The organism is Actinomadura sp. 21ATH, assembly GCF_041951345.1.
GTDB lineage: Bacteria > Actinomycetota > Actinomycetes > Streptosporangiales > Streptosporangiaceae > Spirillospora.
The window spans coordinates 491,384-516,898 of record NZ_JBGNUR010000004.1 but is presented as its reverse complement, the minus strand read 5'-3'; the positions used below and the strand labels follow the sequence as shown (position 1 = coordinate 516,898).

Below are 25,515 nucleotides of genomic sequence, written 5' to 3'. Positions count from 1 at the left end.
ACCCCATCCCGGCCGCCGGGCGCTGGTGCCGCCCGGCGGCCGGGATGGGGTGCCCGCTTGGCGCCCGGACGCGCGCGCCGCGCCCGGGCCGCTCTTCTCCTCGCCCCCGGCGGGGCCCCGCGAGGCCCTCCCCTGGGCGCCGCGCTTCCGGCCAGGTGGCGGTCCCGCCGCGCCGCGTCCCGGCCGGGGCGTCACCCGGCCCCCCGCTCCCGCGGCTGCTGCGCGCCCGTGCCGGCGGCGCCGCGGTCGGCGGCCGGGGCGGGCACGTCGTCGGGCAGGACGGCGCCGGGGATCCCCAGCGCGCCCGCGGCCGCGGCGGCCGCCGCGGCGGAGGCCGGCATCGGCTTGCCGGAGCCGCCGATCACCTGCTGCGAGGTCGGGTCGACGTACGGCAGCCGCCCCGGGCCCCGGTAGCCGAGACCCTCGGCCTTGTTCGCCAGGTTGCCCGGCGCCTCCTCGCGGGCGATCTCCTCCTGGAGCGCCTCCTTCTGCTGCCCGAGCAGCTTGTTGCTCTGCTGGAGGCGGCTCATCGTGAAGGCGTCCTCGGCGAGCACGGTGTTGAGGAGCAGCAGGCTCACCAGCGCGCCGCCCAGCAGCCCGCAGATGAGCAGCACGAACGGGGCGCGCGGCGGCGCCGCGGGGCGCCGCGCGGCGGGCCGCGTGCGCGCGGCCGGCTTCGCGGCCCGGGCCGCCCTGGTCGACTTCGCCGACTTCGCCGGCTTCGCCGCCTTGCCCGGCGCGGCCTGCTTGCCCGGCTTGGTGGCGGGCGCGGCCGGCGGGGACGCCCGGACCCTGGTCCTGGACGCGGGCTCGGCCGGCTTCGCGGGCCTGGCGGGCGCGGCGGGCGTTGCGCCGGAACCGGTACGCCCGCGCGCCGGGGCCTGGCCCGGCGCGCGGCTCTTGCCCGGCCGGCGTGTCGTCGTCGTCATGTCGCCTCCCGGAGCCGCTCGGCGGCGCGCAGCCGCACCGATCCGGCCCGTGGATTGGTCGTGGTCTCCGCCTCGGTGGGCAGCTCGGCGCCGCGGGTGAGCAGCCGGAAGCGCGGCTGGTGCTCGGGCAGCGGCACGGGCAGCTCGGGCGGCGTCGTGTCGGCCGCCAGAGCGGTGAGGATCCGCTTGGTGATGCGGTCCTCCAGTGAGTGGTAGGAGAGGACCACGACGCGCCCGCCGACCGGCAGGGCGTCGAGGGCGGCGGGCAGCGCCCGGCCCCAGATGTCCAGCTCCCCGTTCACCTCGATGCGCAGCGCCTGGAAGGTCCGCTTGGCCGGGTTGCCCCCGGTACGGCGGGTGGCGGCCGGGATCGAGGTGCGCACCAGGTCGGCCAGCCGCCTGGTGGAGTCGAGTGGAGCGCGCTCGCGCTCGCGCACGATGGCGGACGCGATCCGCTGGGCGAACCGCTCCTCGCCGTACTCGCGCAGGATGCGGGCCAGCTCGGCGGGCGGGTAGCCGTTGACCACCGTGGCCGCCGTCAGGCTCTGCGTACGGTCCATGCGCATGTCGAGGGGCGCGTCGTAGGAGTAGGCGAAGCCGCGCTCGGCCTCGTCCAGCTGCGGGGAGGAGACGCCGAGGTCGAACAGGGCCGCGTCGACGTGCGCGACGCCGAGCCGGCCGAGGACCTCGGGAAGTTCGTCGTAGACGGCGTGCACCAGCGTGACGCGGTCGCCGAAGCGGGCCAGCCGCCGCGCGGACCGCTCCAGCGCGGTCGTGTCGCGGTCGAGCCCGATCAGCCGCAGCCCGGGATGGGCGTCGAGCATGGCCTCGGCGTGGCCGCCGAGCCCGAGGGTGCCGTCGAGGTACACCGGCGCGCGGCCGGACACCCGCTCGGCGGCGGGCCCCTCTATGGCGGGAAGCAGGAGTTCCCGTACGCGGTCGAGCATGACCGGAACGTGACCGGACCCGATCGCAGGGTCGCCCCCGTCCATGACTACACCCCCTCGTGCGCCACTTCGCTCGCGGACTGCGTGGCACCGCCGCCCCGATCCCGTACGCCCGCGCTCTCACGCGGGAGCCGGTGCCCCCTCCGGCGGCCTCGCCCGGCCAGGTCCCCATCCGCTGCCCGTGAGGAAGATCACCGCGTGTCCGCGGGGGGTCGCCGTCTGGCGCCGGGGAAGCTGCGCCAGCTGGCCGGAGAGCGGCTGGAGACCTGGCCGAACGTGGGCCGGTGCCGGTTTCATCGGACCGACGGGTGAATGCTCAGAGGATCCCGGGCAACACCTCCTCCGAGACGTCGGCGAAAGCCTGCTCCTCCTGCTCGAGCCAGGCTTCCCAGGCCGCGGTGTCCCAGATCTCCAGGCGCGTGTTGGCGCCGATCACGGTGCAGTCGCGGGTGAGCCCCGCGTACGTGCGCAGCGGCGGCGGGATCGTGACGCGTCCCTGCTTGTCGGGGACCTCGTCGGAGGCGCTGGCGAAGAAGACCCGGCTGTAGGCCCGCACCGCCTTCTCGGTGACCGGCGCGGACCGGAGCGCCTCGGTGATGCGCTGGAACTCCGCCATGGGGAAGACGTACAGGCAGCGTTCCTGGCCCTTCGTGATCACCAATCCCCCCGACAGCTCCTCGCGGTACTTCGCCGGCAGGAACAGTCGTCCCTTGTCGTCGAGGCGCGGTGAGTGGGTGCCGAGAAACACCGGCCCACCTCCCGCGCCGCGGTGGGCGCCACTGCTCCCCCACGGCGCCCCACTCTACTCCACTCTTCCCCACCGTCAACTACGAAAACATCTCTGCGGCGCCGTAACGCGCCGGAAATCCGCAGGTCAGACGGGGTGGTGCGGAGTGGGGGGCGGGAGGGGGCAGCGCGCGCGCCCCGTCCCGCGCCCGTCCGCCGGACCCGGTGGGGTGGAGCACAATGGGCTCCCGATCGACATGAACATCGCGACACCCGGCCCGACGACGTACTGTCGTTTGCACAAGAGCAGGGCATCGGGAACGGCGGCACGCGGCCGGGGCACGTGAACCGGGACGCGGGCGATGCCGTACCGGGTCGCTGAGGAGGCCCGCGCCGCCGGGGGCACGGACCTCCCGGCGGGGCCGGTGGCGAGGGTGCGGCCGTTCGGCTGAGGAGGGTTTGCTGGTGGCAGTAGGCACGCACGGCGAGTCGTTCAAGGAGGCGTCCGCCGGCGCCGGGGTGCCCCCGGCCCGCGCCGCGGGGCTCGACGGGCTGGCCCAGGTCGCGGGGAAGATCCGGGACGCGGTCGAGTCGGTGATCGAGGGCAAGCCCGGAGTCGTGCGGCTGGCGCTGACGGTGCTGCTCGCCGAGGGGCACCTGCTCATCGAGGACGTGCCCGGCGTCGGCAAGACGATGCTGGCCAAGGCGCTCGCCCGGTCCGTCGACTGCTCGGTGCGGCGCGTCCAGTTCACCCCCGACCTGCTGCCGAGCGACATCACCGGGGTCAGCGCCTACAACCAGGAGCTGCGCGAGTTCGAGTTCAAGCCCGGCCCGGTGTTCGCCAACATCGTGGTGGGCGACGAGATCAACCGCGCCTCCCCCAAGACGCAGTCGGCGCTCCTGGAGTGCATGGAGGAGCGGCAGGTCACGGTGGACGGCACCACCTACCCGCTGGAGCGGCCGTTCATGGTGATCTCCACCCAGAACCCGGTGGAGATGGAGGGCACCTACCCGCTGCCCGAGGCGCAGCGCGACCGGTTCACCGCGCGCATCTCGATGGGCTACCCCGACCCGGCCGCCGAGCTGGAGATGCTGGACGTGCACGGGCAGTCCTCCCCGCTCGACCGGCTGCGTCCGGTGGCGCACGCCGGCGACGTGCGGCGGCTGATCGAGGTCGTCCGGCGCCAGCACGTCGCGCAGCCGGTCAAGCAGTACGCCGTCGACCTGGTCGCGGCCACCCGCACCCATCCCGACCTGCGCCTGGGCGCCTCCCCCCGGGCCACCCTGCACCTGGTGCGGGCGGCCCGCGCGTACGCGGCGCTGGACGAGCGCGACTACGTGCGGCCCGACGACGTCCAGGAGCTGGCGGTGCACGTGCTGGCGCACCGGCTGCTGCCGACCGCCGAGGCGCAGGTCGAGCGGCGCCGGCCGGAGCACGTCGTGGCCGACCTGGTGAACCGGCTGCCGGTGCCCTCGCCGCGGGCGTGACGCCCGGCGCGGGAACCGGCGGGACCGACGGAGCCGACGGAGCCACCGGGCCCCGCGGAGCCGACGCAGCGACCGCAGCCGACCGAGAACGACCGCACTATGAGAAGACCGCCTCCGGGAAGTGACCGTTGAGAAGAGCGCTGGCCGGCCTGACGACCCGCGGCCGGTCCTTCGTGGCCGCCGGGGTGACCGCCATCGTGTGCGCGTTCGTCCTGGGCGAGCGCGACCTGCTCCGGGCCGGCGTGCTGGTCCTGGTGCTGCCGCTGCTGTGCACGGTGGCGGTGTCGCGCACCCGCTACCGGCTCGCCTGCGCGCGCCGCCTCACCCCGTCGCGGCTGCCCGCGGGGCACGAGTCGCGGGTGGACCTGCGGCTGGAGAACGTCTCCCGGCTGCCCAGCGGGCTGCTGATGGTGGAGGACCAGGTGCCGTTCGCGCTCGGCGGCCGGGCGCGGTTCGTGCTGGACCGGATCGAGCCGCACGGCACCCGCGAGCTGAGCTACCGGATCCGCTCGGACGTGCGGGGCCGCTACCGCGTCGGGCCGCTGACGGTGCGGCTGGCCGACCCGTTCGGGATGGTGGAGCTGGTCCGCTCGTTCAGCCTGTCCGACACGCTGACGGTCACGCCGGCGATCGTGCCGCTGCCGCCGGGCCGGCTGGGCGGCGCCTGGACGGGCGGCGGCGACAGCCTGGCCCGCACGGTCGCCTCGGCCGGCGAGGACGACATCGCGCCGCGCGAGTACCGGCACGGCGACGACCTGCGCCGGGTCCACTGGCGGTCCACGGCGCGGCGCGGCGAGCTGATGGTGCGGCGCGAGGAGCAGCACTGGCAGAGCAGCGGGACGCTGTTCCTCGACACCCGGCGGTCGGGGTACTGGGGCGAGGGCCCCGGCTCCTCGTTCGAGCAGGCGGTGTCGGCGGCCGCGTCGGTGGGCGCGCACCTCGGCCGGGCCGGGATGGGCCTGCGGCTGGTGACCGACGCGGGCGAGGCGGTGCCGCGCTCGGTCGGGTACGAGGGCGCCTTCGAGGGGGCGCTGCTGGACGCGCTGGCGGTGGCCCGGACCACCCGGAGCCGCTCGCTGACCCCGGGCCTGGCCGCGCTGCGCGGCTCGGCCGCCACCGGGCGCGAGGCGGACGGGCTGGTCGTCGCCGTGTTCGGGATCCTGGACCCCGGTGAGGCGCGCGCGGTCGCCGCGGCCTGCCGGGGCAACGCGACCCATGTCGCCGTACTGATCGACGCCGTCCCCCCGGAGAACGCCCTGGCACCGCGCTACGAGGACGAGACCGAGCACGAGTACGAGAACGAGCACGGGCACGGGCACGGGCACGGGCACGGCGGCGGGACGGGCCGGGCCGCGGCCGGGCCGACCGCCAGGCTGCTGCGCGCGGCGGGCTGGCGGGTGGTGGTCGTCCGGTCGGCGGCCGAGCTGGCCGGGGCCTGGGCGAGCGCCGACCAGTCCGGCGAGGACTTCGCGAGGGGCGCCTCATGAGGATCCGGATGACGATCATGGCCGCGCTGGCGTCGCTGGCCGGCACGGCGGGGCTGTACCCGCTGTTCTCGCGGGGCACCTGGTTCTGGTCGGGGCTGGGCGCGGTGCTCGCGGTCGCCGCGGGCGGCCTGCTGGCCCGCCGGTTCCGCGCCCCCGTGGCGGTCGGCGCGCTGGGCGGGCCGGCGGTGCTGCTCCTCTATCTCACCGCGCACTTCGCGCCGGGCGAGGCGCTGCTGGGCGTCGTGCCCACGCCGGCCTCGCTGGCCCGGCTGGGCGAGCTGTACGGGGCGGGCTGGGACGCGGCCAACCGGTACGCGGCGCCGGTGCCGCTGGTCCCCGGGATCACGCTGCTGGCGGCCACGGGCGTCGGGCTGGTGGCCGCCGTGGTCGACCTGCTGGCGGTGCGGCTGCGGAAGGCGGCCCCGGCGGGGCTGCCGCTGCTGGCGATGTTCAGCGTGCCCGCGGCGGTGCGCGAGGAGAGCATCGGCTGGTTCCCGTTCGCCGCCGGCGCCGCGGGCTACCTGGCGCTGCTGGTGGCCGACTCCCGCGAGCACGTCGGGACGTGGGGGCGCGTGGTGCTGGGCCGGCGCGCGCACGAGGACGTCCCGCCGGCGGCCGGTGCCCCGGCGCGGCGCCCCGACTCCGGCTCGCTGGCGGCCAGCGGGCGGCGGATCGGGGCCGCGGCGGTGGCGGTGGCGGTGCTGGTGCCGGTCGCGGTGCCCGGGATCAGGCCGCGCGGGCTGTTCGACATGGGCGGCGGCGGCCCCGGCGGCACCCAGACCGTGACCACCCCCGATCCGCTGGTCAGCCTGAAGCGGGAGCTGACGCGCGCCGACGACTCGGTCGTCCTCACGTACCGGTCCACCGACCGGGAGCCGGACTACCTGCGGCTGTACGCGCTGGACCGGTTCGACGGCGACCGCTGGACCTACAGCCCGCTGGAGAGCACCGCGCGGGACCGCGTATCGGGCCGCGGGCTGCCCGGCCCGCCCGGGCTGACCGAGGCGGCCACCCGGAGGGTGACCACGAACGTCCGGGTCCGCCGGCAGGTCCGGAACATGACGTTCCTGCCGGTGCCGTACGCGCCGTCCCGGCTGAAGATCGACGGCGACTGGCGGGTGCACGCGCCGTCGCTGATGGTCTACTCGCTGCGCGACTCGGCGGGCGGCCGCTCGTACGAGGTCACCAGCGTCAGGGCGCAGCCCACGGCGGACCGGCTGGCGTCCGGGGTGTCCTACCCGAGCGAGATCGTGACGCCGTACACGGCCGTCCCCCGCAACGTGCCGGCGGAGATCCGGCAGCTCGCGCAGAAGGTCACCGAGGGCTCCACGACGGCGCACGCGCAGGCGGTGCGGCTGCAGAAGTGGTTCACCCGGGAGGGCGGGTTCCAGTACGACCTGTCGGCGCCGGCGCCGCAGCACGGCAACGACCTGGTCGACTTCCTGCTGCACAGCAAGCGCGGCTACTGCGAGCAGTACGCGGCGGCGATGGCGCTGATGGCGCGGATCCTGGGCATCCCGGCGCGGGTGGCGATGGGCTACACCCCGGGCACTCAGGTCACGCCCGGCGAGTGGGTGGTGCGGTCGCGGGACGCGCACGCGTGGCCGGAGCTCTACTTCCCCGGCACGGGCTGGGTGCGGTTCGAGCCGACGCCCGCCGGTGCGGCCGGCCAGGGCACCGCGACCGTTCCCGGCTACACCGACCCGGTCTCCATCGGCGAGAGCACGGCCGGGCAGGAGCCGGACGCGCCGGCGCCGGACGAGTCGGCGGCCGAGGGGCCGAGCGCGGGCCCGTCGGCGGCCGACCGGCAGCGCCCGCAGGACCAGGGGCCCGCCGGCGCCGTCCCGGACCTGGAGCAGGAGGAGGACGGCGGCGCGCCCACCGGGTGGATCGCCGCCGGGCTGCTGGTGCTGCTGATCCTGACCGCCCCGATGATCGTGCGGCTGCTGGCCCGGCGGCGGCGCTGGGCGGCCGTCCGGCGGGGCGGGCCCGGACGCCTGGCCGCGCGCTGGGCGGGGATCGTCCCGCGGCGGTGGCTGGCCAGGCTCCCCCTGCACTGGGCGGTGGTCGTCCAGGACGGCGGGACGGGCGCGGGCGGCCCCGCGGGCACGGGCGGCCCCGGCGGGGCGGCGCGGCGCGATCCCGCGGACGCGGCGCACGCGGCGTGGCGGGAGATGCGGGCGGACGCGATCGACCACGGGCTGGAGTGGCGGGCCAGCGACACCCCGCGGGCGGCGGCGCGGCGGCTCGGCGAGCTGCTGGAGCTGGACGCCGAGAGCAGCGGGGCGCTGGGCCGGATCGCGCGGGCCGAGGAGCTGGCCCGCTACTCGCGCTCGCACCCGGACATGCCGGCGGAGGCGCTGCGGGCCGACGTCAGGACGGTACGGGAGGCGTTCTCCGCGGCCGTGAGCCGCAGGGCGCGCATGCAGGCGCGGTACCTGCCGCCGTCCGGGCTGGCCGCGTTCCGCTCGGCGGGCGGCCGGGCGATCGAGTCGACCGGCCGGCTGAACCGGCTCGCGGCCGGGCTCGGGGGCCTGCGCGAGCGGCTCGCCGCCCGGGCGCGCGGGATCCGCGGCCGCCGCTGAGGCGGCCGCGGCGCGGGCCGCGCCGGGACGGCGGGCCCGCTACGGCCGGGTCACTCGCCCTCGGTGCGGCGGCGCCAGCGCTCTTCCATCCGGTCCATGAAGCCGCGCTTCGAGCGCTCGCGGCGGGCGGGCCGGCCGGCGGCACCACCACCGCCGCCCCCGCCGCCCGGCGGCGCGGCCTCGGAGCCGACCCCGGTCATGCGCTTCCAGCTGGTCAGTGCCCAGACGCAGCACACGACCATCAAGAGGAATCCGGTCACGCTCACCACGATCGTGACCGTGCCAGCGTTCATGACGAGACCGGTCATCAGCGCGCACACACCCAGCACGAAACCGAGGGCGGCCTTGACGATCCGGCGCTTGTAATGGACCTGGGGGTTGGTCGAGCGGACCGCGTGAGCGAACTTCGGATCCTCGGCGTACAACGCCTGCTCGATCTGCTCGAGCATGCGCTGCTCGTGCTCAGAGAGCGGCACGGCGCCTCCCAACGACAGCCCCGCTACGGGGTATCCGATGCAGGACGGGAACCTCAACGGTGATATGCCCAGAATACGAGCCCGGACGAGGGGACGAAAGCGAACGGCCAACCGGAGACCACGAGTCGGTCATGTCCCTGCCGTCTCCCGTCACCGTACGTCCCCGCCGTCACTGCCGTCACCGTCGTCGGCGCGGCGGACCAGCGCGGCCGGCCGGACGGCACCGCTGCCGAACCGGTGCGCGACCTGGTCCATCGCGCGCTCGGCCTCTCTCCAGCCCGTCTCGGGTTCGCCGAAGGCCAGCTGGCGGGGGGCCTGATCGGCGGGTCCCAGGTTCTCCACCCGGACGCCCACCAAGCGCAGTCGTACCCGATCCAGCCCGGCGGCCTCGTACAGCTCGCAGGCTGTGATATAGATCACACGGGACAGATCGGTCGGTTCGCGCAGCGTGCGCGCCCGGGTGATCGTCTTGAAGTTCGCCATTCTCAGTTTGACGCTCACCGTGCGGCCGGCGTTCCCGCTCGCCCGCAGCCGGGCGCCGACCCTCTCCGACAGCCGCAGCAGCTCGCGCCTGATCGTCTCGGGATCGTCGATGTCGGTGTCGAACGTCTCCTCGGCACCGATGCTCTTGTCGGGCGTGTGCGGCACGACGGCGCGCGGATCGCGCCCCCACGACAGCTCGTGCAGGTGGGCGCCCAGCGCGTTCCCCAGCTCCCGCTGGAGCGTCGCCAGGGGCACCTGGGCGATCTGCCCGACCGTCCGCAGGCCCAGGCGCTTCAGCGCCTCCTCCGTCCGCTCCCCGACGCCCCACAGCGACGCGACCGGCAGCGGGTGCAGGAACGCCTCCACCTCGGCGGCCGGCACCACCAGCAGCCCGTCGGGCTTGCACCGGGTGGAGGCCATCTTGGCGATGAACTTCGTGCCGGCGACGCCGACCGAGCAGGTGATCCCCTGCTGCTCGCGCACCTGCTCCCGGATCGCCTGGGCGATCACCGCCGGCCGCCCCATCCGCCGCACGGCGCCGGCCACGTCCAGGAACGCCTCGTCCAGCGAGAGCCCCTCGACCAGCGGCGTCACGGTACGGAAGATCTCGAAGACCGCGGCCGACACCCGCGCGTAGCGCTCGTGCCGCGGCGGCAGCACCACGGCCCGCGGGCACAGCCGCCGCGCCCGCGACATCGGCATCGCCGAGTGCACCCCGTACTCGCGGGCCTCGTACGACGCCGCCGCCACCACCCCGCGCGCGCCCACACCCCCGACGATCACCGGCCGCCCCCGCAGCTCGGGCCGCTCCAGCAGCTCGACGCTCACGAAGAACGCGTCCATGTCGACGTGCAGGATCGAGCACCCGGTGTCGTCCCCGGGCGGCCCCGGCTGCGGCCCCGGCCGATGAAGCTGCTGCTTCCTGCTCATGCCGTGTTCATTGCGCAGCCCTTGGCGTCGGGCGTTGCACGCCCTCCTTCGGCGGGCTTCGCGGCGATCGCTGCATCGTCTCGACTCGCCCAGGGGCTCACTCGACGATCAGGGCCTCGCTCACGCTCGTCCCTGCCTTCGGACGCGATCGCAACGCCTGGGGTTCGTTGGGGCCGGGGCGGCGGGCCAGGGTTGGCGCGTGGTGAGTCAGACACGGTCGGCCACCACGTGGAGTTGGGTGGCGAGTTCGCGGAGGACCGGGTGGACGGCGGCCACCGCTTCCAGGGCGATCAGGGCCTCGGCGTCCTGCTCGGACTCCAGGTCGCCGGAGGGGACCAGGTCGGCGAAGATCCGGACGCCGTGCAGGGCGCCCACCCGCAGGCCGGCGTTCTCCACCAGCGCCGACAGCGACTGGCGGGTGAAGCGGCGCGGGGTGTGGTCGTGCTCGCCCCAGCGGCCGGACGGGTCGGTCAGCGCCCGGCGCGCGTCGTCGAAGTGGCCGGCCACCGCGCGGTGCAGCGCCGCGCCCACCTGGCCGGGGACGAGCGCGCTGACCGAGCCGCCCGGGCGGACGGCGTGGGTCAGCGCGGCCATGACGGCGGCCGGGTCCTCCACGTACTCCAGGACGCTGTGGCACAGCACCAGGTCGGCGGTGTCGCGGCCGAGCAGGTCGGGCAGGTCGACCGCGTCGCCCTGGACGGCGCGGACGGTCACGCCCGACTCGGCGGCGCGGCGCTCCAGCGCCGCCAGCGCGTCCAGGCTGGCGTCGACCACCGTCACCCGGTGCCCGAGCTCGGCCAGCGGCACCGCGAAACCGCCGGTGCCGCCGCCCACGTCGACCACGTCCCTGGGCCCCGACTCGGGGTCGATGCGGTCCAGGACTTTGCGCAGCGCGTCCCACAGGACGGCGCTGCGCACCCGGCCGCCGCCGCCCCGGGTACGCCTTCCCTGCCGGGTGGCCACGGCCGTCCCCCTACTGTCGCGCTCTCCGGTCATCCGTCCCCACCCTAGCCAGCTCTGCCGGGACCGCTCAGCTCTCCAGGGACAACGATGGCTTGAGCCGCTGGAGCCGGGACAGCAGCCCGTTCACGAACCGGGGGGACTCGTCGGTGGACAGGTCGGTGGCCAGCGCCACCGCCTCGCTCACCGCGACGCCGTCCGGGACGTCCTCGACCCAGAGCAGCTCGTAGGCGCCCATCCGCAGGATGTTGCGGTCGACCACCGGCATCCGGTCCAGGGTCCAGCCGGTGGCGTAGGTGGCGATCAGCTCGTCGATCCGCTCGCCGTGCTCCTGGACGCCCTCGACCAGCCGCACCGCGTGGGGGAACTCCGACAGCTCGTCCTGGTTGGGCCGGCCGCGCTGGGCCAGCACCTCGGTCGGCCGCTCCTCGCGCAGCTCGGCCGCGAACAGGATGTCGAGCGCCAGCCGCCGCGCCTTGGTTCTAGCGCTCACTTGACCGCCCTCGCTCGCGCGCGTCCATCAACCCCGGCCGAGGTAGTCGCCGGAGCGGGTGTCGACCTTGACCTTCTCGCCCGTGGTGATGAACAGCGGGACGTTGATCGTCGCGCCGGTCTCCAGGGTGGCCGGCTTGGTGCCGCCGGTGGAGCGGTCGCCCTGCAGGCCCGGCTCGGTCTCGGTGACCTCCAGCACGACGGCGGCGGGCAGCTCGACGTACAGCGGGTTCTCGTCGTTGAACGCGATCACCGCGTTCTGCTCGGGGAGCAGGTAGTCGGCGGCCGTGCCCACGACGGTGGCGGGGATGTGCGGCTGGTCGTAGGTCTCGGTGTCCATGAAGACGAAGTCCTCGCCCTCGCGGTAGAGGTACTGCATCTCCCGCTTGTCGACGCTGGCCACCTCGACCTTGGTGCCGGCGTTGAAGGTCTTGTCGACGACCTTGCCCGACATCACGTTCTTCAGCTTGGTCCGGACGAACGCGCCGCCCTTGCCGGGCTTGACGTGCTGGAACTCCAGAACGGTCCACAGCTGGCCGTCGAGGTTCAGCGTCATGCCGTTCTTCAGGTCGTTCGTCGTCGCCACAGCGTCCTCTCCTGGCGGGGCAGTCCCGCCCCGGTCGTTCCGGTGCTCGCGGACCCGCGCTCGTCATCGTCAGAGGACGAGCAGGTCCTTCGTCGTCTCGGTAAGGAGCTCCGGCCCGCCCGGCCGGACCACGAGCGTGTCCTCGATGCGGACCCCGCCCCGGCCCGCGAGGTAGACCCCGGGCTCGGCGGTGACAGGAACTCGATCCATCAGCTTACCGGTCCTGTCGTACCCCATGAGCGGTGCCTCGTGGATCTCCAGGCCCACGCCGTGGCCGACCCCGTGCGGGAAGTCGTCGCCGTGCCCGGCGGCCTTGACGAGGTCGCGGGCGGCGCCGTCGACGGCCGTGGTCTCGGCCCCCGGGACGGCCGCCGCGATCGCCGCCAGCTGGGCGCGCAGGACCAGGTCGTACACGTCGCGCTGCCAGGCCGCGGGCTCGCCGATCGCGAACGTGCGGGTCATGTCGGCGTGGTAGCCGCCGCGCAGGGCGCCGAAGTCGATCGTGACCATATCGCCGCGTTCCAGGGCGCGGTCGCCGGGGCGGTGGTGCGGGATCGCGCCGTTGGGGCCGGCCGCGACGATCGTGTCGAACGCGATCGCGTCGGCGCCGAGGTCGATCATCCGGCGGTCCAGCGCGACGGCGATCTCGCGCTCGGTCCGGCCGGGCCCGATCGAGGGGAGCACGTCCGCCAGCGCCCGGTCGGAGATCGCGCACGCCTCGCGCAGCAGCGCGATCTCGTCCTCGTCCTTGACGAGGCGCAGCTCCTCCACCCGGTGCCCGGCGGGGGTGAACGCGACGCGCTCGTCCAGCGCGGCGAGGGCGGAGTGCTTCTCCACGGTCATGACGTGCGCCTCGAACGCGAGCCGCCGGACGCCGTCCGCGGCGGCGCGGGCGGTCAGCGCCTCGGCGGTGGCCCGCTCGACGATCAGGTCGAGTTCGGGGCAGATCCGGGCGGCCGTCCCGGCGTACCGGGAGTCGGTGGCCAGCACCGCCGCGCCGCCGGCGGCAACGAGCAGGGCGGCGTTCGAACTGGCCAGGCCGGTCAGGTAGCGCACGTTGACCGGCTTGGTGATCAGTACGGCGTCGGCGTCGGCGGCGATGCGGGCGGCGAGCGCGCCGCGCCGCCGCTGGTGCTGGTCACTCATGGGCGCACTGTATCGGTGCCGTCTCAAAACATGAATAACTCTCGATTCCGGTGAGCGGGGTGCCCTACCGTGGCGCCCGCACGTGATCCCCGCCGCGGCCGCCCACGGCCCCTTCCCCTGGAGTGATCTCATGCCACCAGTCAGCAGGCGCGGAGTGCTCGGCGCGGGCGCGCTGACCGCCACCGGCGCCGCCCTGTCCGCCCTCCCCGCGGCCCCGGCCGCCGCCCGCTCCCGCACCGCCCCCGCGGCGGCGGACGTGGTCGTCGTCGGCGCCGGGCTGTCCGGCCTGGTCGCCGCCCGCGACCTGGCCGCCGCCGGCCGGTCGGTGATCGTCCTGGAGGCGCGGGACCGCCCCGGCGGCCGGGTGTACGCGCTGCCGCTCGGCGGCGGCGTCTTCAGCGAGGGCGGCGCCGAGTTCATCGGCCCCACCCAGGACCGCATCGCGGCGCTGGCGAAGGACCTCGGCGTCGAGACGTTCGCCACGTACAACACCGGCAAGAACGTCTACTACCGCAACGGGAAGCGGTCGGAGTACGCCACCGACGGCCTGCTCGGCTCGGTGCCGCCGGACTGGGGCGTGATCGACCTCCAGTTCGCGCTGGTCGCGCTCGGGAACATGGCCAAGACCGTCCCGGTGGGCGAGCCGTGGAAGGCGCCCAGGGCCGAGGAGTGGGACGGTCAGACGTTCCACACCTGGTCGCGGTCCAACTCGCTCAGCTCCGGCGCGCGCTTCCTGCTGGACGCGTTCATCAGCGCCACGCTGTCGGTGCGGTCCCGCGACGTGTCGCTGCTGTACGTCCTGCACTACATCGCCGCCGCCGGGAACGCGAGCACGCCGGGCGACGTGAACCGCCTCATCGACACCAAGGACGGCGCGCAGGAGACGCGCTTCGTCGGCGGATCGCAGGAGATCCCGGTACGGCTCGCCGCGCGCCTGGGCGACCGGATCCGCTACAACGCGCCGGTGCGGAGCGTCTCCAGCGGCGACGGGGGCGTCACCGTCACCGCGGACGGGATCACGGTCACCGCGAAGCGGGCGATCATCGCGATGTCCCCCGCCATCGCCGCCAGGATCGACTTCTCGCCGGGGCTGCCCGCGAGCCGGGCGCAGCTCATGCAGCGCTACCCGATGGGCTCGGCCGCCAAGTTCGTGGCGCTCTACGACACGCCGTTCTGGCGCGCCGACGGGCTCACCGGGCAGGCCGTCGCCGACAGCGGGGCGATCGACACGACCTTCGACAACAGCCCGCCGGACGGCTCCCGCGGCATCCTGATGGGCTTCATCAACCAGACCAACATCCGGCGCCTGGACGACGCGTCCGAGGACGAGATCCGCCGCGCCGGGCTGGAGTCGTTCACCAGGCTGTTCGGGGAGAAGGCGGCGAACCCGCGGAGCACCGCGGTGCAGCGGTGGGACAACGAGGTGTGGAGCGGCGGCGGGCCGGTCGGGATCGCGCCGCCCGGCGTCCTCACCGACTTCGGCGCCGCGCTGCGCGCCCCGTGCGGCCCGGTGCACTGGGCGGGCACCGAGACGTCCGGGTACTGGACCGGCTACATGGACGGCGCGGTCCGCTCCGGCGAACGCGTCGCCGGCGAGGTCCACGCCGCCCTGTAGACGCCAGAGGCCGGTTCCTCCTGGGGGGGCGCCCCCCAGGACCCCTGTCAGAGATCGGCGGCCATCTCCTTGACCTTCTCGATCAGCGCGAGGCGGCTCTTGTGGTCGCCCGCGATCGGGGAGACGTTCAGGGTGGTGATGCCGGACTCCTTCATGGCCGCCAGCCGCTCGCGGACGTGGCCCTCGGAGCCGATCAGCGACATCTTCTCCAGCAGCTCGGCGGGGACCTTGGCGGCGGCCTCGTCCTTCTTGCCGTCCAGGTAGAGGTCCTGGATCTCCTCGGCCTCCCTCTCGAAGCCGTACCGGCGGGCGAGGTCGTTGTAGAAGTTCTTGCCCTTGGCGCCCATGCCCCCGATGTAGAGCGCGGCCATCGGCCGGCCGAACTCCAGGAAGCCCTGGACGTCGTCGCCGATGGCCAGCGGGGCCTGGCCGACCACGTCCAGCTCGCCGAGGGCGGGGTCGCGCCTGGCCTTGCCGGCGGCGAGGGCGTCGCCCCAGACGTCGGCGGCCTTCTCCGGCATGTAGAAGATCGGCTCCCAGCCGTTGGCGATCTCGGCGGTCAGCTCGACGTTCTTGGGGCCGATCGCGGCCACCAGGACGGGGATGTCGGCCCGCACCGGGTGGTTGATGATCTTGAGCGGCTTGCCCAGCCCGGTGCCCTGCTCCGCGGGCAGCGGGAGGGTGTAGTGCTTGCCCTCGTACTGGAGGCGCTCGCGCTTCCAGACCTTGCGGCAGATCTCGATGACCTCGCGGGTACGGCCGAGCGGGGCCTTGTACGGCAGCCCGTGGAAGCCCTCGATCACCTGCGGGCCGGACGCGCCGAGGCCGAGGGTGAAGCGGCCCTCGGAGACGAAGTCCAGCCCGGCCGCCGTCATCGCCATCAGCGCGGGCGTCCGCGAGTAGATCGGCAGGATCCCGGAGGCGATCTCCAGCCGCTCGGTCTTGGCGGCGATGTAGCCCATCTGGCTCACCGCGTCGAAGCTGTAGGCCTCGGCGACGAAGACGATGTCGAGGCCGGCCTTCTCGTAGTCGGCCAGCTCCTCGACGGTCTCCTTGAAACCGCCCGCGTAGCTGAGCGCCATCCCGATGCGCATCCGGCGTCCTCTCCTTGACCGAATCTGATTCCAGTTGAACGTAACCTAGTCCCCGGACGCCCGCGCGCCCAGGGGGCCGGTCCGGGCGTCAGCCCAGCGCGGGGCCCCGGAGCGCGGCCAGCGCCGGGGCGTACATCCCGGTCCGGATCCTGCCCACGGTGGCGCCGTCCTTACCGGCCAGCGACGCGGCCAGCTCGACGGCCGCGGGCAGCACCTCCGCCTCGGGCGCCGTCCGGTGGACGATCCCGGCGGCGCGGGCCTCCTCCGCCGTGTACCGGCGCCCGCTGATCATGGCCTCGTGCGCGGCGGCCGGCGACAGCCGCGACTGGATCAGGGCGAACATCCCGGGCGTGAAGTTCATCCCGAGGTCGACCTCGGGCAGGCAGAAGTAGCCCCGGTCGGTCCGCATGACGGCGAAGTCGTGCGCCAGGGCGAGCATGCCGCCGCCGGCGAACGCGTGGCCGTTGACGGCCGCGACCGTCGGGACGGGCAGCTCCAGCAGCCGCGCGAACAGCGCGTGGACCCGCCCGAGGTACTCGGCCATCCGGTCGCCGTTGGCGCTCAGCCAGTCGAGGTCGAGCCCGTTGGAGTAGAACTTGCCCGTTCCCGCGGTGACCAGCGCGCGGGGCGCCGCGGCGGCCGCGACCTCGTCGAGGGCGCCGTCCACGGCGTCCAGGAAGTCCGGGCTGAACCGGTTCTCCCCGTTGTCGTATCGCAGGACGAACACGTCGCCGTCGCGCTTGAGCTCGATCACGCTGTCTCCCTCTCCCCACCGGGTATCCCCGACACCTGTTTATGACGGGCGTCATAGGCAACGCCGAAACAGTATGACGTCCGTCATGGGGACCGCGAAAGACCTATGATGAATGTCATAATCGCTGGCATGGGGACCGACAGCCGGGAACGCATGGTGCGCAGCGCCGCCTACCTCTTCCGCGAGCGCGGCTACAGCGGGACGGGCTTCCGCGACGTGATCACGCACAGCGGCGCCCCGCGCGGATCGATCTACCACCACTTCCCGGGCGGCAAGGTCCAGCTGGCGGAGGAGGCGGTCCGCTACGCCGGGGAGTTCCTGAACGCCGGCATCGCGGCGGCCGTCGAGGGCGGCGACGCGGCCTCGGCCGTGGACGCGTTCGTGGGCTGGTGGCGGCAGGTGCTGATCAAGAGCGAGTTCCGGGCCGGCTGCCCCGTCGTCGCGGTCACCGTGGAGTCGCACGAGGAGGCGCCGCAGCTCGCGGCCGCCGCCGCGGCCGCCTTCGGGCGGTGGCAGGACACCCTGGCGACCGGGCTCGGCAACGCCGGCGTGCCGGACGCCCGCGCCGGCCGCCTCGCCACCATGATCGTCGCCGCCGTGGAGGGCGCCACGGTCATGTGCCGGGCGCGCCGCGACGTGGCGCCGCTCGACGAGGTCGTCGCCGAGCTGAAGGACCTGGCCCGCGCCGCCGTGGCCGGCGGGTGAGCCCTGCCGGGCCCTACCGGGGCTTCTCCTCGGCGAGGATCTCGGCGACGGCCTGGAGCGCCAGGACGTACGACATGAGCCCGAACCCGGCGATCGTGCCGGTGGCCACGCCCGCGACGACGGAGGTGTGCCGGAACTCCTCGCGCGCCGCCGGGTTGGAGATGTGCACCTCGACCAGCGGCGCGGTGCGCTGCGCGAGGGCGTCCCGCAGCGCGTACGAGTAGTGGGTGAACGCGGCCGGGTTCAGCACGACCGGCAGCCGCGCGTCGGCCGCCTCGTGCACCCAGGCGATCATCTCCGCCTCGTCGTCGGTCTGCCGCACCTCCACCTGGAGGTCCAGCCGGCGGCCGGTGTCGCGGCACAGCGCGGTCAGGTCGTCGAACGACTCGGCGCCGTACACGTCCGGCTCCCGGGTGCCCAGGCGGCGCAGGTTGGGGCCGTTCAGGACCAGGACGCGGCTCATCCGGCCACCCTCGCGTAGGCGCGTTCCAGCAGTTCCTCGCCGGGGCCCTCCAGGCGGCCGGGCTTGGCCAGGCCGTCCAGGACGACGAAGCGGAGCGTGGAGCCGCGGGACTTCTTGTCGATGGTCATGGCGGCCCGCAGCTCGGGCCAGGCGCCGGCGCCGTACGTCACCGGCAGGCCCGTGGACGCCAGCACCGAGCGGTGCCGCTCGACGACGTCGGCCGGCAGCCGCCCGGCGAGCGCGGCCAGCTCGGCGGCGTAGACCATGCCGACGGCGACCGCGTGGCCGTGCCGGAACCGGTAGTCCTCGGCCTTCTCGATGGCGTGCGCCAGCGTGTGGCCGTAGTTGAGGATCTCCCGCAGGCCGGCCTCCCTGAGATCGGCGGAGACGACCTCGGCCTTGACCCGGACGGCGCGCTCGACCAGCTCGCGGGTGTGCGGGCCGCCCGGCGACGCGGCGCCCGCCGGGTCCTCCTCGACCAGGTCGAGGATCACCGGGTCGGCGATGAAGCCGGCCTTGATGATCTCGGCGAGCCCGCTGATGTAGTCCTCGCGCGCCATCGTGGCGAGCGTGCCGAGATCGCACAGCACCCCGGCCGGCGGGTGGAACGCGCCGACGAGGTTCTTGCCCTCGGGGATGTTGATGCCGGTCTTGCCGCCGACCGCGGCGTCCACCATGCCCAGCAGCGTGGTCGGCACCAGCACGCACTTCACGCCGCGCAGCCAGGAGGCGGCGGCGAAGCCGGCCAGGTCGGTGGTGGCGCCGCCGCCGACGCCGACGATCGCGTCCGAGCGGGTCATGCCCAGCTCGGCGAAGCGCGACCACAGCCCGGCGAGGACGCCGGCCTCCTTGGCCGCCTCCCCCTCCGGTACGGGCAGCGCCTCGACACGGTACCCGGCCTCCTCCAGCGCGGCGCCGACCGGGCGGGCCAGCGCGGCGAGGCTCCGGTCGTGGACGAGCGCGACGGTGCGGACGCCCGCGCCGAGCAGGCCGGGCACCTCGCCGTGCACGCCCGTGCCGATCACCACGTCGTACGGTTCGCCGCCGCCGACGCGCACCCGTGCCGCGCCCGTGCCGCCGCCGTCCGTTTCGGTCACGCGAGCTCCTTGACGATCTCTTCGACGATCTCCTCGGGGGTGCGGCCGTCGGTCTCGACGTGCAGCGTCCCGAGCCGCTCGTACACGGGGAGCCGCTCCTCCAGCAGCTTGCGCAGCTGGCTGCGCGGGTTCAGCACCAGCAGCGGCCGGGCCGAGGCGAGCCCGACCCGCTTCACCGCCTCCGACAGCCCGACCCGCAGGTAGACCACCGTGTGCCCGGCCAGCAGTTCCTGCGTCTCGGCGTGCAGCACGGCGCCGCCGCCGAGCGCCAGCACGCCCTCGTGCTCGGCCAGCGCGGCCCGCACGGCGCGGTGCTCCAGCTCGCGGAACGCCTCCTCGCCGTCGTCGATGAAGATCTCGCCGATCGGCTTGCCGGCCATCGCCTCGGCGTCGGCGTCGGTGTCGCGCAGCGCCAGCCCGAGCCGGCCGGCCAGCGCCGCGCCGATCGTGCTCTTGCCCGAGCCGGGCGGGCCGATCAGCACCGCCTTGGGTCGCGTCATCGTCTCCGCTTCCATCGCGTGCTCTCCACTTGACGGCCTGCTACTTGACGGCGAGGGAGGAGACGTACCCGCGCAGGTTGCGGGCGGTCTCCTCGGCCGAGTCGCCGCCGAACTTCTCCAGCGCGGCGTCGGCCAGCACCAGCGCCACCATGGCCTCGGCGACCACCCCGGCGGCGGGCACGGCGGTGACGTCGCTGCGCTGGTTGATGGCCTTGGCGGGCTCGCCGGTCTTCACGTCGATGGTGTCGAGCCGGCGCGGCACCGTGGAGATCGGCTTCATCGCGGCGCGCACCCGCAGCACCTCGCCGGTGGTCATGCCGCCCTCGACGCCGCCGGCCCGGTTGGTGCGCCGGCGCACCCCGTCCTCGGTGTTGTCGATCTCGTCGTGCGCCCGCGACCCGGGGCGGCGCGCGGTGGTGAAGCCGTCGCCCAGCTCCACGCCCTTGATCGCCTGGATGCCCATCAGCGCCCCGGCCAGCCGGGAGTCCAGCCGCCGGTCCCAGTGGACGTGGCTGCCCAGGCCGGGCGGCAGCCCGTACGCGAGCACCTCGACGACGCCGCCGAGGGTGTCGCCGGCCTTCTTCAGCTCGTCGATGTGCGCGATCATCGCGGCGGCCGTCTCGGGGTCGAAGCAGCGCACCGGGTTGGCGTCCACGGCGGCCAGCTCGTGCGGCCGGGGCAGCACCCCGTCCGGGGCCGCGACCTCGCCGAGCGAGAGCACGTGGCTGAGCACCTCGACGCCGAGCGCCTGCCGGAGGAACTGCTTGGCGACCTCGCCGAGCGCGACCCGCGCGGCGGTCTCGCGGGCGCTGGCGCGTTCGAGGATCGGCCGGGCGTCGTCGAACCCGTACTTCTGCATGCCGACCAGGTCGGCGTGCCCGGGCCGCGGCTGCGACAGCGGCGCGTTGCGCGCCTGGGCCGCCAGGACGTCGGCGTCGACCGGGTCGGCCGACATCACCGTCTCCCACTTGGGCCACTCGCTGTTGCCGACCTCGATCGCGATCGGGCCGCCCAGCGTCACGCCGTGGCGGACCCCGCCGATGATCGTGACCTTGTCCTGCTCGAACTTCATGCGGGCGCCCCGCCCATGCCCGAGCCGGCGGCGGCGCAGGGCCTCGGCGATGTCGTCCGAGGTCACGCGCACGCCGGCCGGCAGGCCCTCCACAATCGCGGTGAGGGCCTGGCCATGGGACTCCCCCGCGGTCAACCAGCGCAGCATGGGCCCAATCCTCCCATCTCCCCGGGCATGCCCGCGCACCCGGTACGCGCGGGGCCGCGCCTCAGCCGGACAGCCGCTCCAGGTCGGCGAGTGCCTCCGACAGCAGGACGGGGTCGGGGCCGCCGGTCCCGGTGATCCCGACCCGTTCCAGCCGCTGCTCCGGCAGGTCGTCCCCGGAGGCCCAGAGGCCGGGGTCGAGCTCGACCGTGATCTCCGCATCGCCGCCCAGGGGGCGGCCGATCTCGTCCTGCACCCCGTCGTCGCCGGCCTGGAGCAGCCAGCCGCGCCGGACCAGGCCGCGCACGGCGCCCGAGGGCGCCCGGAGTCCCTCGAAGCGGTCCGCCGGACCGGTGCCGACGGTACGGCCGAGCTGCGGGAACGGCTGGAGGATCTCGTAGTCGGCGAAGATCTCCGTCCACGCCTTCACCGCCGCCTCGCCCAGCGCCAGCGGGTGCGGGATCGCGACGGCCGCGGCGGCCGGGAGCGTGAACGTGTCGTCGCCGGCGCCGGCGAGCGTCCGGTCCTCGGCGATCCGGAACGGCACGCCGTCCGCCGTCCACACCAGGCGCCGCGCGATGTGCCGCACCAGCGGGTGATCGGCGAAGTAGGCGCGGAACTCCTCCGGCGTCCAGCTCCGCCCGTCCACCATCGCCTTCTCCAGGCGCGCGATCTGGTCGGCCGCGACCGCCCGCGCGTCCTTCTTGAGCCGCCCGAACCTCTTGTACGCGGCGGGCGCCAGTTCCGGGTCGTCCTTGGCGCCCGGCTTGGGCAGCGCCTTGAGCGGGCGGCCGTCCGGGCCGGTGACGAGCGGCCGGAGCCGCTCGTCGAAGGCGACCGTGAAGCGGCGCGGCCCGTAGTCGAGGGCGAGCGAGCCGTCCGCGTCCAGCCCGAGGTCCGGGACGAGCCGGTCGCCCAGCTCGTCGGCCGTCAGCCCGAGCCGGGCCGCGATCTCCGCGATCTTCTCCCCGGCCCGGGCGCGGAGCCCGGCGAACCGCACCCGCTGGGCGATGCCGTGCAGGTGCGCCAGCGCGGTCTCGGTGCCGATCTCGGCGAGCACGTCCAGCGCCTTGACCGCCTTGGCGTGCCCGGACTCGCCCGGCCACGCCCTGATCAGCGGGGCCAGGCCCCGGACGGCGGCGTCGTCGCCGAGCGGGCCGAGCGCGGCCAGCGCCCAGGTGTCGGCGGCCGGGGCGCCGGCCATCTGCCAGTGCTCGAACAGCGACCAGGCGAACTCCGCGAGCGACGCGCGGTCGCACTCCTCCCGGATCCGCGGCACGCCCGGGTAGGGCTCCCCCGGCGCGCCCAGGGCGAGCATCGCCACCAGGTTCCGCGCCGCGGCCTCCGGCAGGGCCGCCTCCCGGCCGGGCAGCAGGACCTGCGGGAGTGCCGCGAGGTCCACCCATCCGCCGTACTTCGGCGGCCGGGTCGCGAGCCGCTCCAGGGGGTCGGCGGCGAGCAGCGCCGCGACCGCCTCCGCCGCCCGGCCGCCGTGGACGCGGGCGGCCTCGGCGACGGCCGCGTCCCCGTGCGCGCCGGCCAGCAGCCGCAGCGCCTCCTCGGCCGCGCGCCGCCGCCCGGCCGCCCTGGCGAGCGCGGCGGGCACGAGCGGCGGGACGGCGTCCAGCCCGTGCCGGCCGAACCAGGCCGCCGCGGCCTGGCGCGCCCCCTTCGGCTTGATCAGCCATCCGGCCATCAGCGCCGCCACCTCGGCGTCCAGGTACGGCAGCAGCGGCCCGGGGCCGTTCTGCTTCACGGCGACGTCCCGGAAGTCGTCGCCGAACCGGGCGGCCAGCGGCCGCCACCAGTCGCCCTGGTACGGGAGCGGCCCCTGGTCCGCCCACAGCTCCAGCAGGGGCCGTACGATGCCGTCCGGTCCGTGCGCGAGCAGGCTGAGCCGGTGCTCGCGGCCGAGCTTCCCGGTCCGGAACCGCGCGGCCATGCGCTCCGGATCCGCGTCCGGGTCGAGCGGCGCGATCCGGTGCGCGCCCGCCGCCGCCCATTCCTCGCGCTCGCCGGGGGCCCAGCGCATCGACCGCCCGGCGGGCGGTTCGAGTCCGGGCACGACGATCGGCGCGCGCTCGCGCGTCCACGGCGGGTCGGCCAGCAGCGCCGGGACCGCGCCCGCCGGGGCGTCCGGCCTGCGGCGCACGTCCGGGAGGCCGTCGCCGGACGCCAGGTCCGGGTGCCGGCGCAGGTGGATCCTGAGCAGCTCGGTGGCGAGGGCGGCCTTCCGCGACGTTCCGGACGTCGCGGGCGCCAGCAGGCGGACGGCGCGTTCGGGATACCGCTCCATCGCCCCCAGCAGCGCGGCCTGCGCGACCTGGAGGTCGACCCGGTCCACCAGCACGGCGAACGCCGCGTCGGAGTCGATGGTGCACAGCGCGTCCAGGAGCTCCTCGTGCCCGGCGGGCGCCATGCCCTCCGGGTACGGCTCCAGCGCGGCGGCGAACGCCGGTACGGCCGCCGTGCCCAGCCCGTCGGCCATCGTGTGGAAGACGCCGTCCCAGCAGTGCTCGTACCCGAGCCGCAGGGCGCCGCCGAGCAGCTCCACGTGGCGGGGCGTGCTCAGCGAGGCCAGCAGGAGGTGCCCGGCCCTCTCGCATTCGGCGCAGCACTCGTCCACCCAGTCCGTCCGGGTGGGGACGAGGTAGGAGGCGATGAGCCGCTGCTTCCGGGTGCGCCGGTGCCCGGCCAGGCGTTCCACGGCGGCGCCGTACTCCGCGTCGCCGCACCCGGCGAGCAGCGCGCGGACGAGGCGCAGCGGCGCCCCGCCCACCGCGCTCGCGCCGGGACGGACCCCGCGCTGGGAGTGGGCGGTGACGTCGCCGAGTTCGGCGAGCGCGCAGGCGGCGAAGGCCGGGCCGTGCCCGGCCGCCCAGGCGGAGGCGAACCGCGCCTCGCCCTCGTCGCGGTCGTCGCGCCGGGAGCACGCGATCGCGGCGACCACCGCCGCGCCCGCCGGATCGGGCGTGCCGTCCAGATGACGCCGGGCCCGCCGGACCGGCTCCGGGTCGGACTCCGGGTGCCCGAGCATCTCCTCGATCAGGTCGCGCTTGCGCTCGACCAGCCGGGCGATCCACGCGGCCGCGTCCGCCTCCGGCTCCACGGGCGGGCAGGGTGTCCCGCCGCGCCGCGGGTGCACGTCCATGGTCATCGGGCGGCCTCCGCGGCCCGCCGGGCGGCCGTCGTGACGCTGTAGTGGACACCGGAGGCCGCGATGCCCTCCAGCGCCGCGAGGGCGCCGCCGGAGCCGATCCGGGCGATCGCGTCCACGGCCTTGACGCCCCTGGCCCGGCCGCCCCTGGCGACCCAGCCGGGGATCAGGTCCGCCAGGTCGCGGGCCGTGCGGTCGTCGCCGAGGCGGCCGAGCGCGGGCAGCGCCCAGGGGTCGCCGTGCAGGAACAGCGCCCAGCCGAGGTCGGCGAGCGAGCGCCGGTCGCAGGCGTCCCGGAGCACCTCCAGCCGCGGGTCGTCCTTCTTGGCCAGCGCGATGAGGCGCCTGACCGCCTCGGCGGGCAGCGCGCGGGCGCCGTCCTTGAGGAGCACCTGCGGCAGCGCGTCAGGGTCGGCGTACGCGGGCAGCCGCGGGGCCCGTCCCGGCTCGGTCAGCAGGGCCGGGACGTCCCCGGCGGGCGCGTCGGGGACGCGCGGCGGCGCGGGCGGCCCGGCCAGTTCCGGGTGGGCCGCCAGGTGCGCGTGCAGCAGGCCGGCGGCGAGCAGGGCGGACTTCGACCCGCTTCCCGCCACCTCGGCCAGCACCCGCGCGGCGCGCACGGGGCAGCGTTCCATGGCCGCGCGGAGGTACTTGCGCGCGTGCTCGCGGTCGTACCGCTCCAGCAGCAGCGTGAACGCCTCGTCGCTCGGCAGGAGGGAGATCAGCTCGACGAACGCCTCCCGCCACGGCTTGTAGATCGTCATCCGGTCCCACGCGTCGACCAGCACGGGCGCGATGGCCGCGCCGGCGCCGTCGGCCATCGTGGCGCGCATCCCGAAGGAGAACGGCCCGAAGTCCCAGTCCTCCAGGCGCCAGTCCCCGAGCAGTTCCAGATGCCGGGGGGTGCTGATGGACGCCCACAGCAGCGCGCGGTACGCGCCCTCGTCGTACCCTTCGGCGGGCGGTTCGAGGCAGCACTCGTCGACCCAGTCGTCCCGGGTGGGCACCAGGTAGGAGACGACCAGCCGCTGGGACCGGGTCCGGCGGGAGCCCGCCAGCCGCTCCACGGCCCGCCGGTACTCCTCCTCCGGGCCGAGGGCCAGCAGCCCCCGGACGCGGCGCAGGCAGACGCTCTCCAGGAAGCGGAACGAGTTCGCCTCCAGCCGCTCCAGCCGCGAGGTGGAGTTCGCGATGGTGTTGTGCTCGGCGAGCGCGCAGGCGGCGAAGGCGGGCCCGCGGGCCGCGATCCAGCCCTCGGTGAAGGTCCGCGCCGTGTCCCGGCCGCTCACGGCGCCGACCATGGCGAGGACGGCGGCCGCCCCGGCCGGGTCGTCCGCGCCGGCGAGGTACGCGCGGGCGTGCTCGGCCAGGTCCCGGTCACCGCCCGAAGCCGACAGCACCCGGTCGAGATGCCGCCGGTTGTCCTTCACCAGCTTCGCGGCCTCGGCCTCGGCCGCGGGATCGGCGGTGTCGCCGGGCCGCACCTTGCCTTCGGCCCGGTCGTACACCGTCCGCTCGCCGGGGAGCGCGCCGCCGCGGCGGGGGTGCAGGTCCTCGCGCAGCGGCTCGGGCAGGGCCAGGACGTCCTCGTCCGGGGGGAACTGATCTTCCATGGCCGATCACCGTAGGGGACCCCGGTGACAGTCGGCCGGGGTTCGGGAGATCCTTCGGGCCGCGCC

At 75.2% G+C, this 25,515-nt stretch carries 22 protein-coding genes; 5 read left to right on the top strand and 17 right to left on the bottom strand.

Going from position 1 to position 25,515, the window contains the following annotated elements; all coding sequences use genetic code 11:
* Positions 1–191: 191 nt before the first annotated feature.
* The 3 genes from ACA361_RS17105 to mraZ all read right to left on the bottom strand — a co-directional run bounded on the left by ACA361_RS17105 (position 192) and on the right by mraZ (position 2,624).
* On the bottom strand, positions 192–929 hold the full coding sequence (locus ACA361_RS17105; RefSeq protein ID WP_375012959.1) for a hypothetical protein: 738 nt from the start codon (positions 927–929) through the stop codon (positions 192–194).
* Complete coding sequence (gene rsmH, locus ACA361_RS17100; protein WP_375012958.1) at positions 926–1,921, bottom strand: 16S rRNA (cytosine(1402)-N(4))-methyltransferase RsmH; 996 nt, start codon at positions 1,919–1,921, stop codon at positions 926–928. The genes ACA361_RS17105 and rsmH overlap by 4 nt, the downstream gene beginning before the upstream one ends.
* Positions 1,922–2,192: 271 nt before the next feature.
* Positions 2,193–2,624 carry a division/cell wall cluster transcriptional repressor MraZ gene (mraZ, locus tag ACA361_RS17095; RefSeq protein ID WP_375012957.1) on the bottom strand — a complete coding sequence of 144 codons (432 nt, stop codon included), beginning with the start codon at positions 2,622–2,624 and terminating at the stop codon, positions 2,193–2,195.
* 497 nt (positions 2,625–3,121) lie between these two features.
* Here mraZ and ACA361_RS17090 point away from each other — a divergent pair, with 497 nt between their 5' ends.
* From ACA361_RS17090 to ACA361_RS17080, 3 genes are all read left to right on the top strand, one after another.
* On the top strand, positions 3,122–4,090 hold the full coding sequence (locus ACA361_RS17090) for an AAA family ATPase (protein ID WP_375012979.1): 969 nt from the start codon (positions 3,122–3,124) through the stop codon (positions 4,088–4,090).
* Between the two features lie 128 nt (positions 4,091–4,218).
* Positions 4,219–5,577: a DUF58 domain-containing protein gene (locus tag ACA361_RS17085; RefSeq protein WP_375012956.1), complete on the top strand. Its 1,359-nt coding sequence runs from the start codon at positions 4,219–4,221 to the stop codon at positions 5,575–5,577.
* Complete coding sequence (locus tag ACA361_RS17080; protein WP_375012955.1) at positions 5,574–8,162, top strand: DUF3488 and DUF4129 domain-containing transglutaminase family protein; 2,589 nt, start codon at positions 5,574–5,576, stop codon at positions 8,160–8,162. Before ACA361_RS17085 ends, ACA361_RS17080 begins: the two co-directional genes overlap by 4 nt.
* A gap of 50 nt (positions 8,163–8,212) precedes the next feature.
* Here ACA361_RS17080 and ACA361_RS17075 read toward each other — a convergent pair whose 3' ends face one another.
* The 6 genes from ACA361_RS17075 to ACA361_RS17050 all read right to left on the bottom strand — a co-directional run bounded on the left by ACA361_RS17075 (position 8,213) and on the right by ACA361_RS17050 (position 13,235).
* Positions 8,213–8,611 (bottom strand): DUF3040 domain-containing protein, encoded by a 399-nt coding sequence (locus ACA361_RS17075; RefSeq protein ID WP_375012954.1) that lies wholly within the window; start codon positions 8,609–8,611, stop codon positions 8,213–8,215.
* A gap of 177 nt (positions 8,612–8,788) precedes the next feature.
* Positions 8,789–10,051, bottom strand: coding sequence for a DNA polymerase IV (locus ACA361_RS17070; protein ID WP_375012953.1), 1,263 nt, complete (start codon positions 10,049–10,051; stop codon positions 8,789–8,791).
* A gap of 207 nt (positions 10,052–10,258) precedes the next feature.
* Positions 10,259–11,047: a methyltransferase domain-containing protein gene (locus tag ACA361_RS17065; RefSeq protein ID WP_375012952.1), complete on the bottom strand. Its 789-nt coding sequence runs from the start codon at positions 11,045–11,047 to the stop codon at positions 10,259–10,261.
* Between the two features lie 34 nt (positions 11,048–11,081).
* Complete coding sequence (gene nusB, locus ACA361_RS17060; RefSeq protein WP_375012951.1) at positions 11,082–11,504, bottom strand: transcription antitermination factor NusB; 423 nt, start codon at positions 11,502–11,504, stop codon at positions 11,082–11,084.
* A 27-nt stretch (positions 11,505–11,531) separates the two neighbouring features.
* On the bottom strand, positions 11,532–12,089 hold the full coding sequence (gene efp, locus ACA361_RS17055; RefSeq protein ID WP_375012950.1) for an elongation factor P: 558 nt from the start codon (positions 12,087–12,089) through the stop codon (positions 11,532–11,534).
* Positions 12,090–12,158: 69 nt separating this feature from the next.
* Positions 12,159–13,235 carry a M24 family metallopeptidase gene (locus ACA361_RS17050; protein ID WP_375012949.1) on the bottom strand — a complete coding sequence of 359 codons (1,077 nt, stop codon included), beginning with the start codon at positions 13,233–13,235 and terminating at the stop codon, positions 12,159–12,161.
* Positions 13,236–13,365: 130 nt separating this feature from the next.
* Here ACA361_RS17050 and ACA361_RS17045 point away from each other — a divergent pair, with 130 nt between their 5' ends.
* Positions 13,366–14,850, top strand: a complete 1,485-nt coding sequence (locus ACA361_RS17045) for a flavin monoamine oxidase family protein (RefSeq protein ID WP_375012948.1) — start codon at positions 13,366–13,368, stop codon at positions 14,848–14,850.
* A gap of 47 nt (positions 14,851–14,897) precedes the next feature.
* Here ACA361_RS17045 and ACA361_RS17040 read toward each other — a convergent pair whose 3' ends face one another.
* Together ACA361_RS17040 and ACA361_RS17035 are read right to left on the bottom strand one after the other, a co-directional pair.
* Positions 14,898–15,944: an LLM class F420-dependent oxidoreductase gene (locus ACA361_RS17040; protein ID WP_375012947.1), complete on the bottom strand. Its 1,047-nt coding sequence runs from the start codon at positions 15,942–15,944 to the stop codon at positions 14,898–14,900.
* A gap of 88 nt (positions 15,945–16,032) precedes the next feature.
* Positions 16,033–16,698, bottom strand: coding sequence for an enoyl-CoA hydratase-related protein (locus ACA361_RS17035; RefSeq protein ID WP_375012946.1), 666 nt, complete (start codon positions 16,696–16,698; stop codon positions 16,033–16,035).
* A gap of 129 nt (positions 16,699–16,827) precedes the next feature.
* Here ACA361_RS17035 and ACA361_RS17030 point away from each other — a divergent pair, with 129 nt between their 5' ends.
* The gene (locus ACA361_RS17030) at positions 16,828–17,403 is read left to right on the top strand and encodes a TetR/AcrR family transcriptional regulator (RefSeq protein WP_375012945.1); all 576 of its coding nucleotides are present in this window, start codon (positions 16,828–16,830) and stop codon (positions 17,401–17,403) included.
* Positions 17,404–17,416: 13 nt separating this feature from the next.
* Here the strand turns inward: ACA361_RS17030 and aroQ are convergent, their stop codons facing one another.
* The 6 genes from aroQ to ACA361_RS17000 form a co-directional block, all read right to left on the bottom strand.
* The gene (gene aroQ / locus ACA361_RS17025; RefSeq protein ID WP_375012944.1) at positions 17,417–17,866 is read right to left on the bottom strand and encodes a type II 3-dehydroquinate dehydratase; all 450 of its coding nucleotides are present in this window, start codon (positions 17,864–17,866) and stop codon (positions 17,417–17,419) included.
* A complete protein-coding gene (aroB, locus tag ACA361_RS17020; RefSeq protein ID WP_375012978.1) occupies positions 17,863–18,924 on the bottom strand; it encodes a 3-dehydroquinate synthase in 1,062 nt (353 codons plus the stop codon). The genes aroQ and aroB overlap by 4 nt, the downstream gene beginning before the upstream one ends.
* A gap of 35 nt (positions 18,925–18,959) precedes the next feature.
* The gene (locus ACA361_RS17015; protein ID WP_375012943.1) at positions 18,960–19,463 is read right to left on the bottom strand and encodes a shikimate kinase; all 504 of its coding nucleotides are present in this window, start codon (positions 19,461–19,463) and stop codon (positions 18,960–18,962) included.
* A gap of 40 nt (positions 19,464–19,503) precedes the next feature.
* Positions 19,504–20,682: a chorismate synthase gene (aroC, locus tag ACA361_RS17010; RefSeq protein ID WP_375012942.1), complete on the bottom strand. Its 1,179-nt coding sequence runs from the start codon at positions 20,680–20,682 to the stop codon at positions 19,504–19,506.
* A 61-nt stretch (positions 20,683–20,743) separates the two neighbouring features.
* Positions 20,744–23,836, bottom strand: coding sequence for a DUF4132 domain-containing protein (locus ACA361_RS17005; RefSeq protein ID WP_375012941.1), 3,093 nt, complete (start codon positions 23,834–23,836; stop codon positions 20,744–20,746).
* A complete protein-coding gene (locus ACA361_RS17000) occupies positions 23,833–25,449 on the bottom strand; it encodes a hypothetical protein (protein ID WP_375012940.1) in 1,617 nt (538 codons plus the stop codon). Before ACA361_RS17000 ends, ACA361_RS17005 begins: the two co-directional genes overlap by 4 nt.
* Between the last annotated feature and the right edge of the window lie 66 nt (positions 25,450–25,515).

Bases quoted from the DNA above. Each gene is read 5' to 3' on its own strand.
- ACA361_RS17105 (WP_375012959.1), bottom strand. From the start codon at position 929: ATGACGACGACGACACGCCGGCCGGGCAAGAGCCGCGCGCCGGGCCAG.
- ACA361_RS17080 (WP_375012955.1), top strand. From the start codon at position 5,574: ATGAGGATCCGGATGACGATCATGGCCGCGCTGGCGTCGCTGGCCGGC.
- ACA361_RS17040 (WP_375012947.1), bottom strand. From the start codon at position 15,944: ATGCGCATCGGGATGGCGCTCAGCTACGCGGGCGGTTTCAAGGAGACC.
- rsmH (WP_375012958.1), bottom strand. From the start codon at position 1,921: ATGGACGGGGGCGACCCTGCGATCGGGTCCGGTCACGTTCCGGTCATG.
- aroC (WP_375012942.1), bottom strand. From the start codon at position 20,682: ATGCTGCGCTGGTTGACCGCGGGGGAGTCCCATGGCCAGGCCCTCACC.
- ACA361_RS17075 (WP_375012954.1), bottom strand. From the start codon at position 8,611: ATGCTCGAGCAGATCGAGCAGGCGTTGTACGCCGAGGATCCGAAGTTC.
- ACA361_RS17015 (WP_375012943.1), bottom strand. From the start codon at position 19,463: ATGACGCGACCCAAGGCGGTGCTGATCGGCCCGCCCGGCTCGGGCAAG.
- aroQ (WP_375012944.1), bottom strand. From the start codon at position 17,866: ATGAGCCGCGTCCTGGTCCTGAACGGCCCCAACCTGCGCCGCCTGGGC.
- ACA361_RS17070 (WP_375012953.1), bottom strand. From the start codon at position 10,051: ATGAGCAGGAAGCAGCAGCTTCATCGGCCGGGGCCGCAGCCGGGGCCG.
- ACA361_RS17065 (WP_375012952.1), bottom strand. From the start codon at position 11,047: ATGACCGGAGAGCGCGACAGTAGGGGGACGGCCGTGGCCACCCGGCAG.
- ACA361_RS17030 (WP_375012945.1), top strand. From the start codon at position 16,828: ATGGGGACCGACAGCCGGGAACGCATGGTGCGCAGCGCCGCCTACCTC.
- ACA361_RS17045 (WP_375012948.1), top strand. From the start codon at position 13,366: ATGCCACCAGTCAGCAGGCGCGGAGTGCTCGGCGCGGGCGCGCTGACC.
- ACA361_RS17000 (WP_375012940.1), bottom strand. From the start codon at position 25,449: ATGGAAGATCAGTTCCCCCCGGACGAGGACGTCCTGGCCCTGCCCGAG.
- ACA361_RS17050 (WP_375012949.1), bottom strand. From the start codon at position 13,235: ATGAGTGACCAGCACCAGCGGCGGCGCGGCGCGCTCGCCGCCCGCATC.
- ACA361_RS17005 (WP_375012941.1), bottom strand. From the start codon at position 23,836: ATGACCATGGACGTGCACCCGCGGCGCGGCGGGACACCCTGCCCGCCC.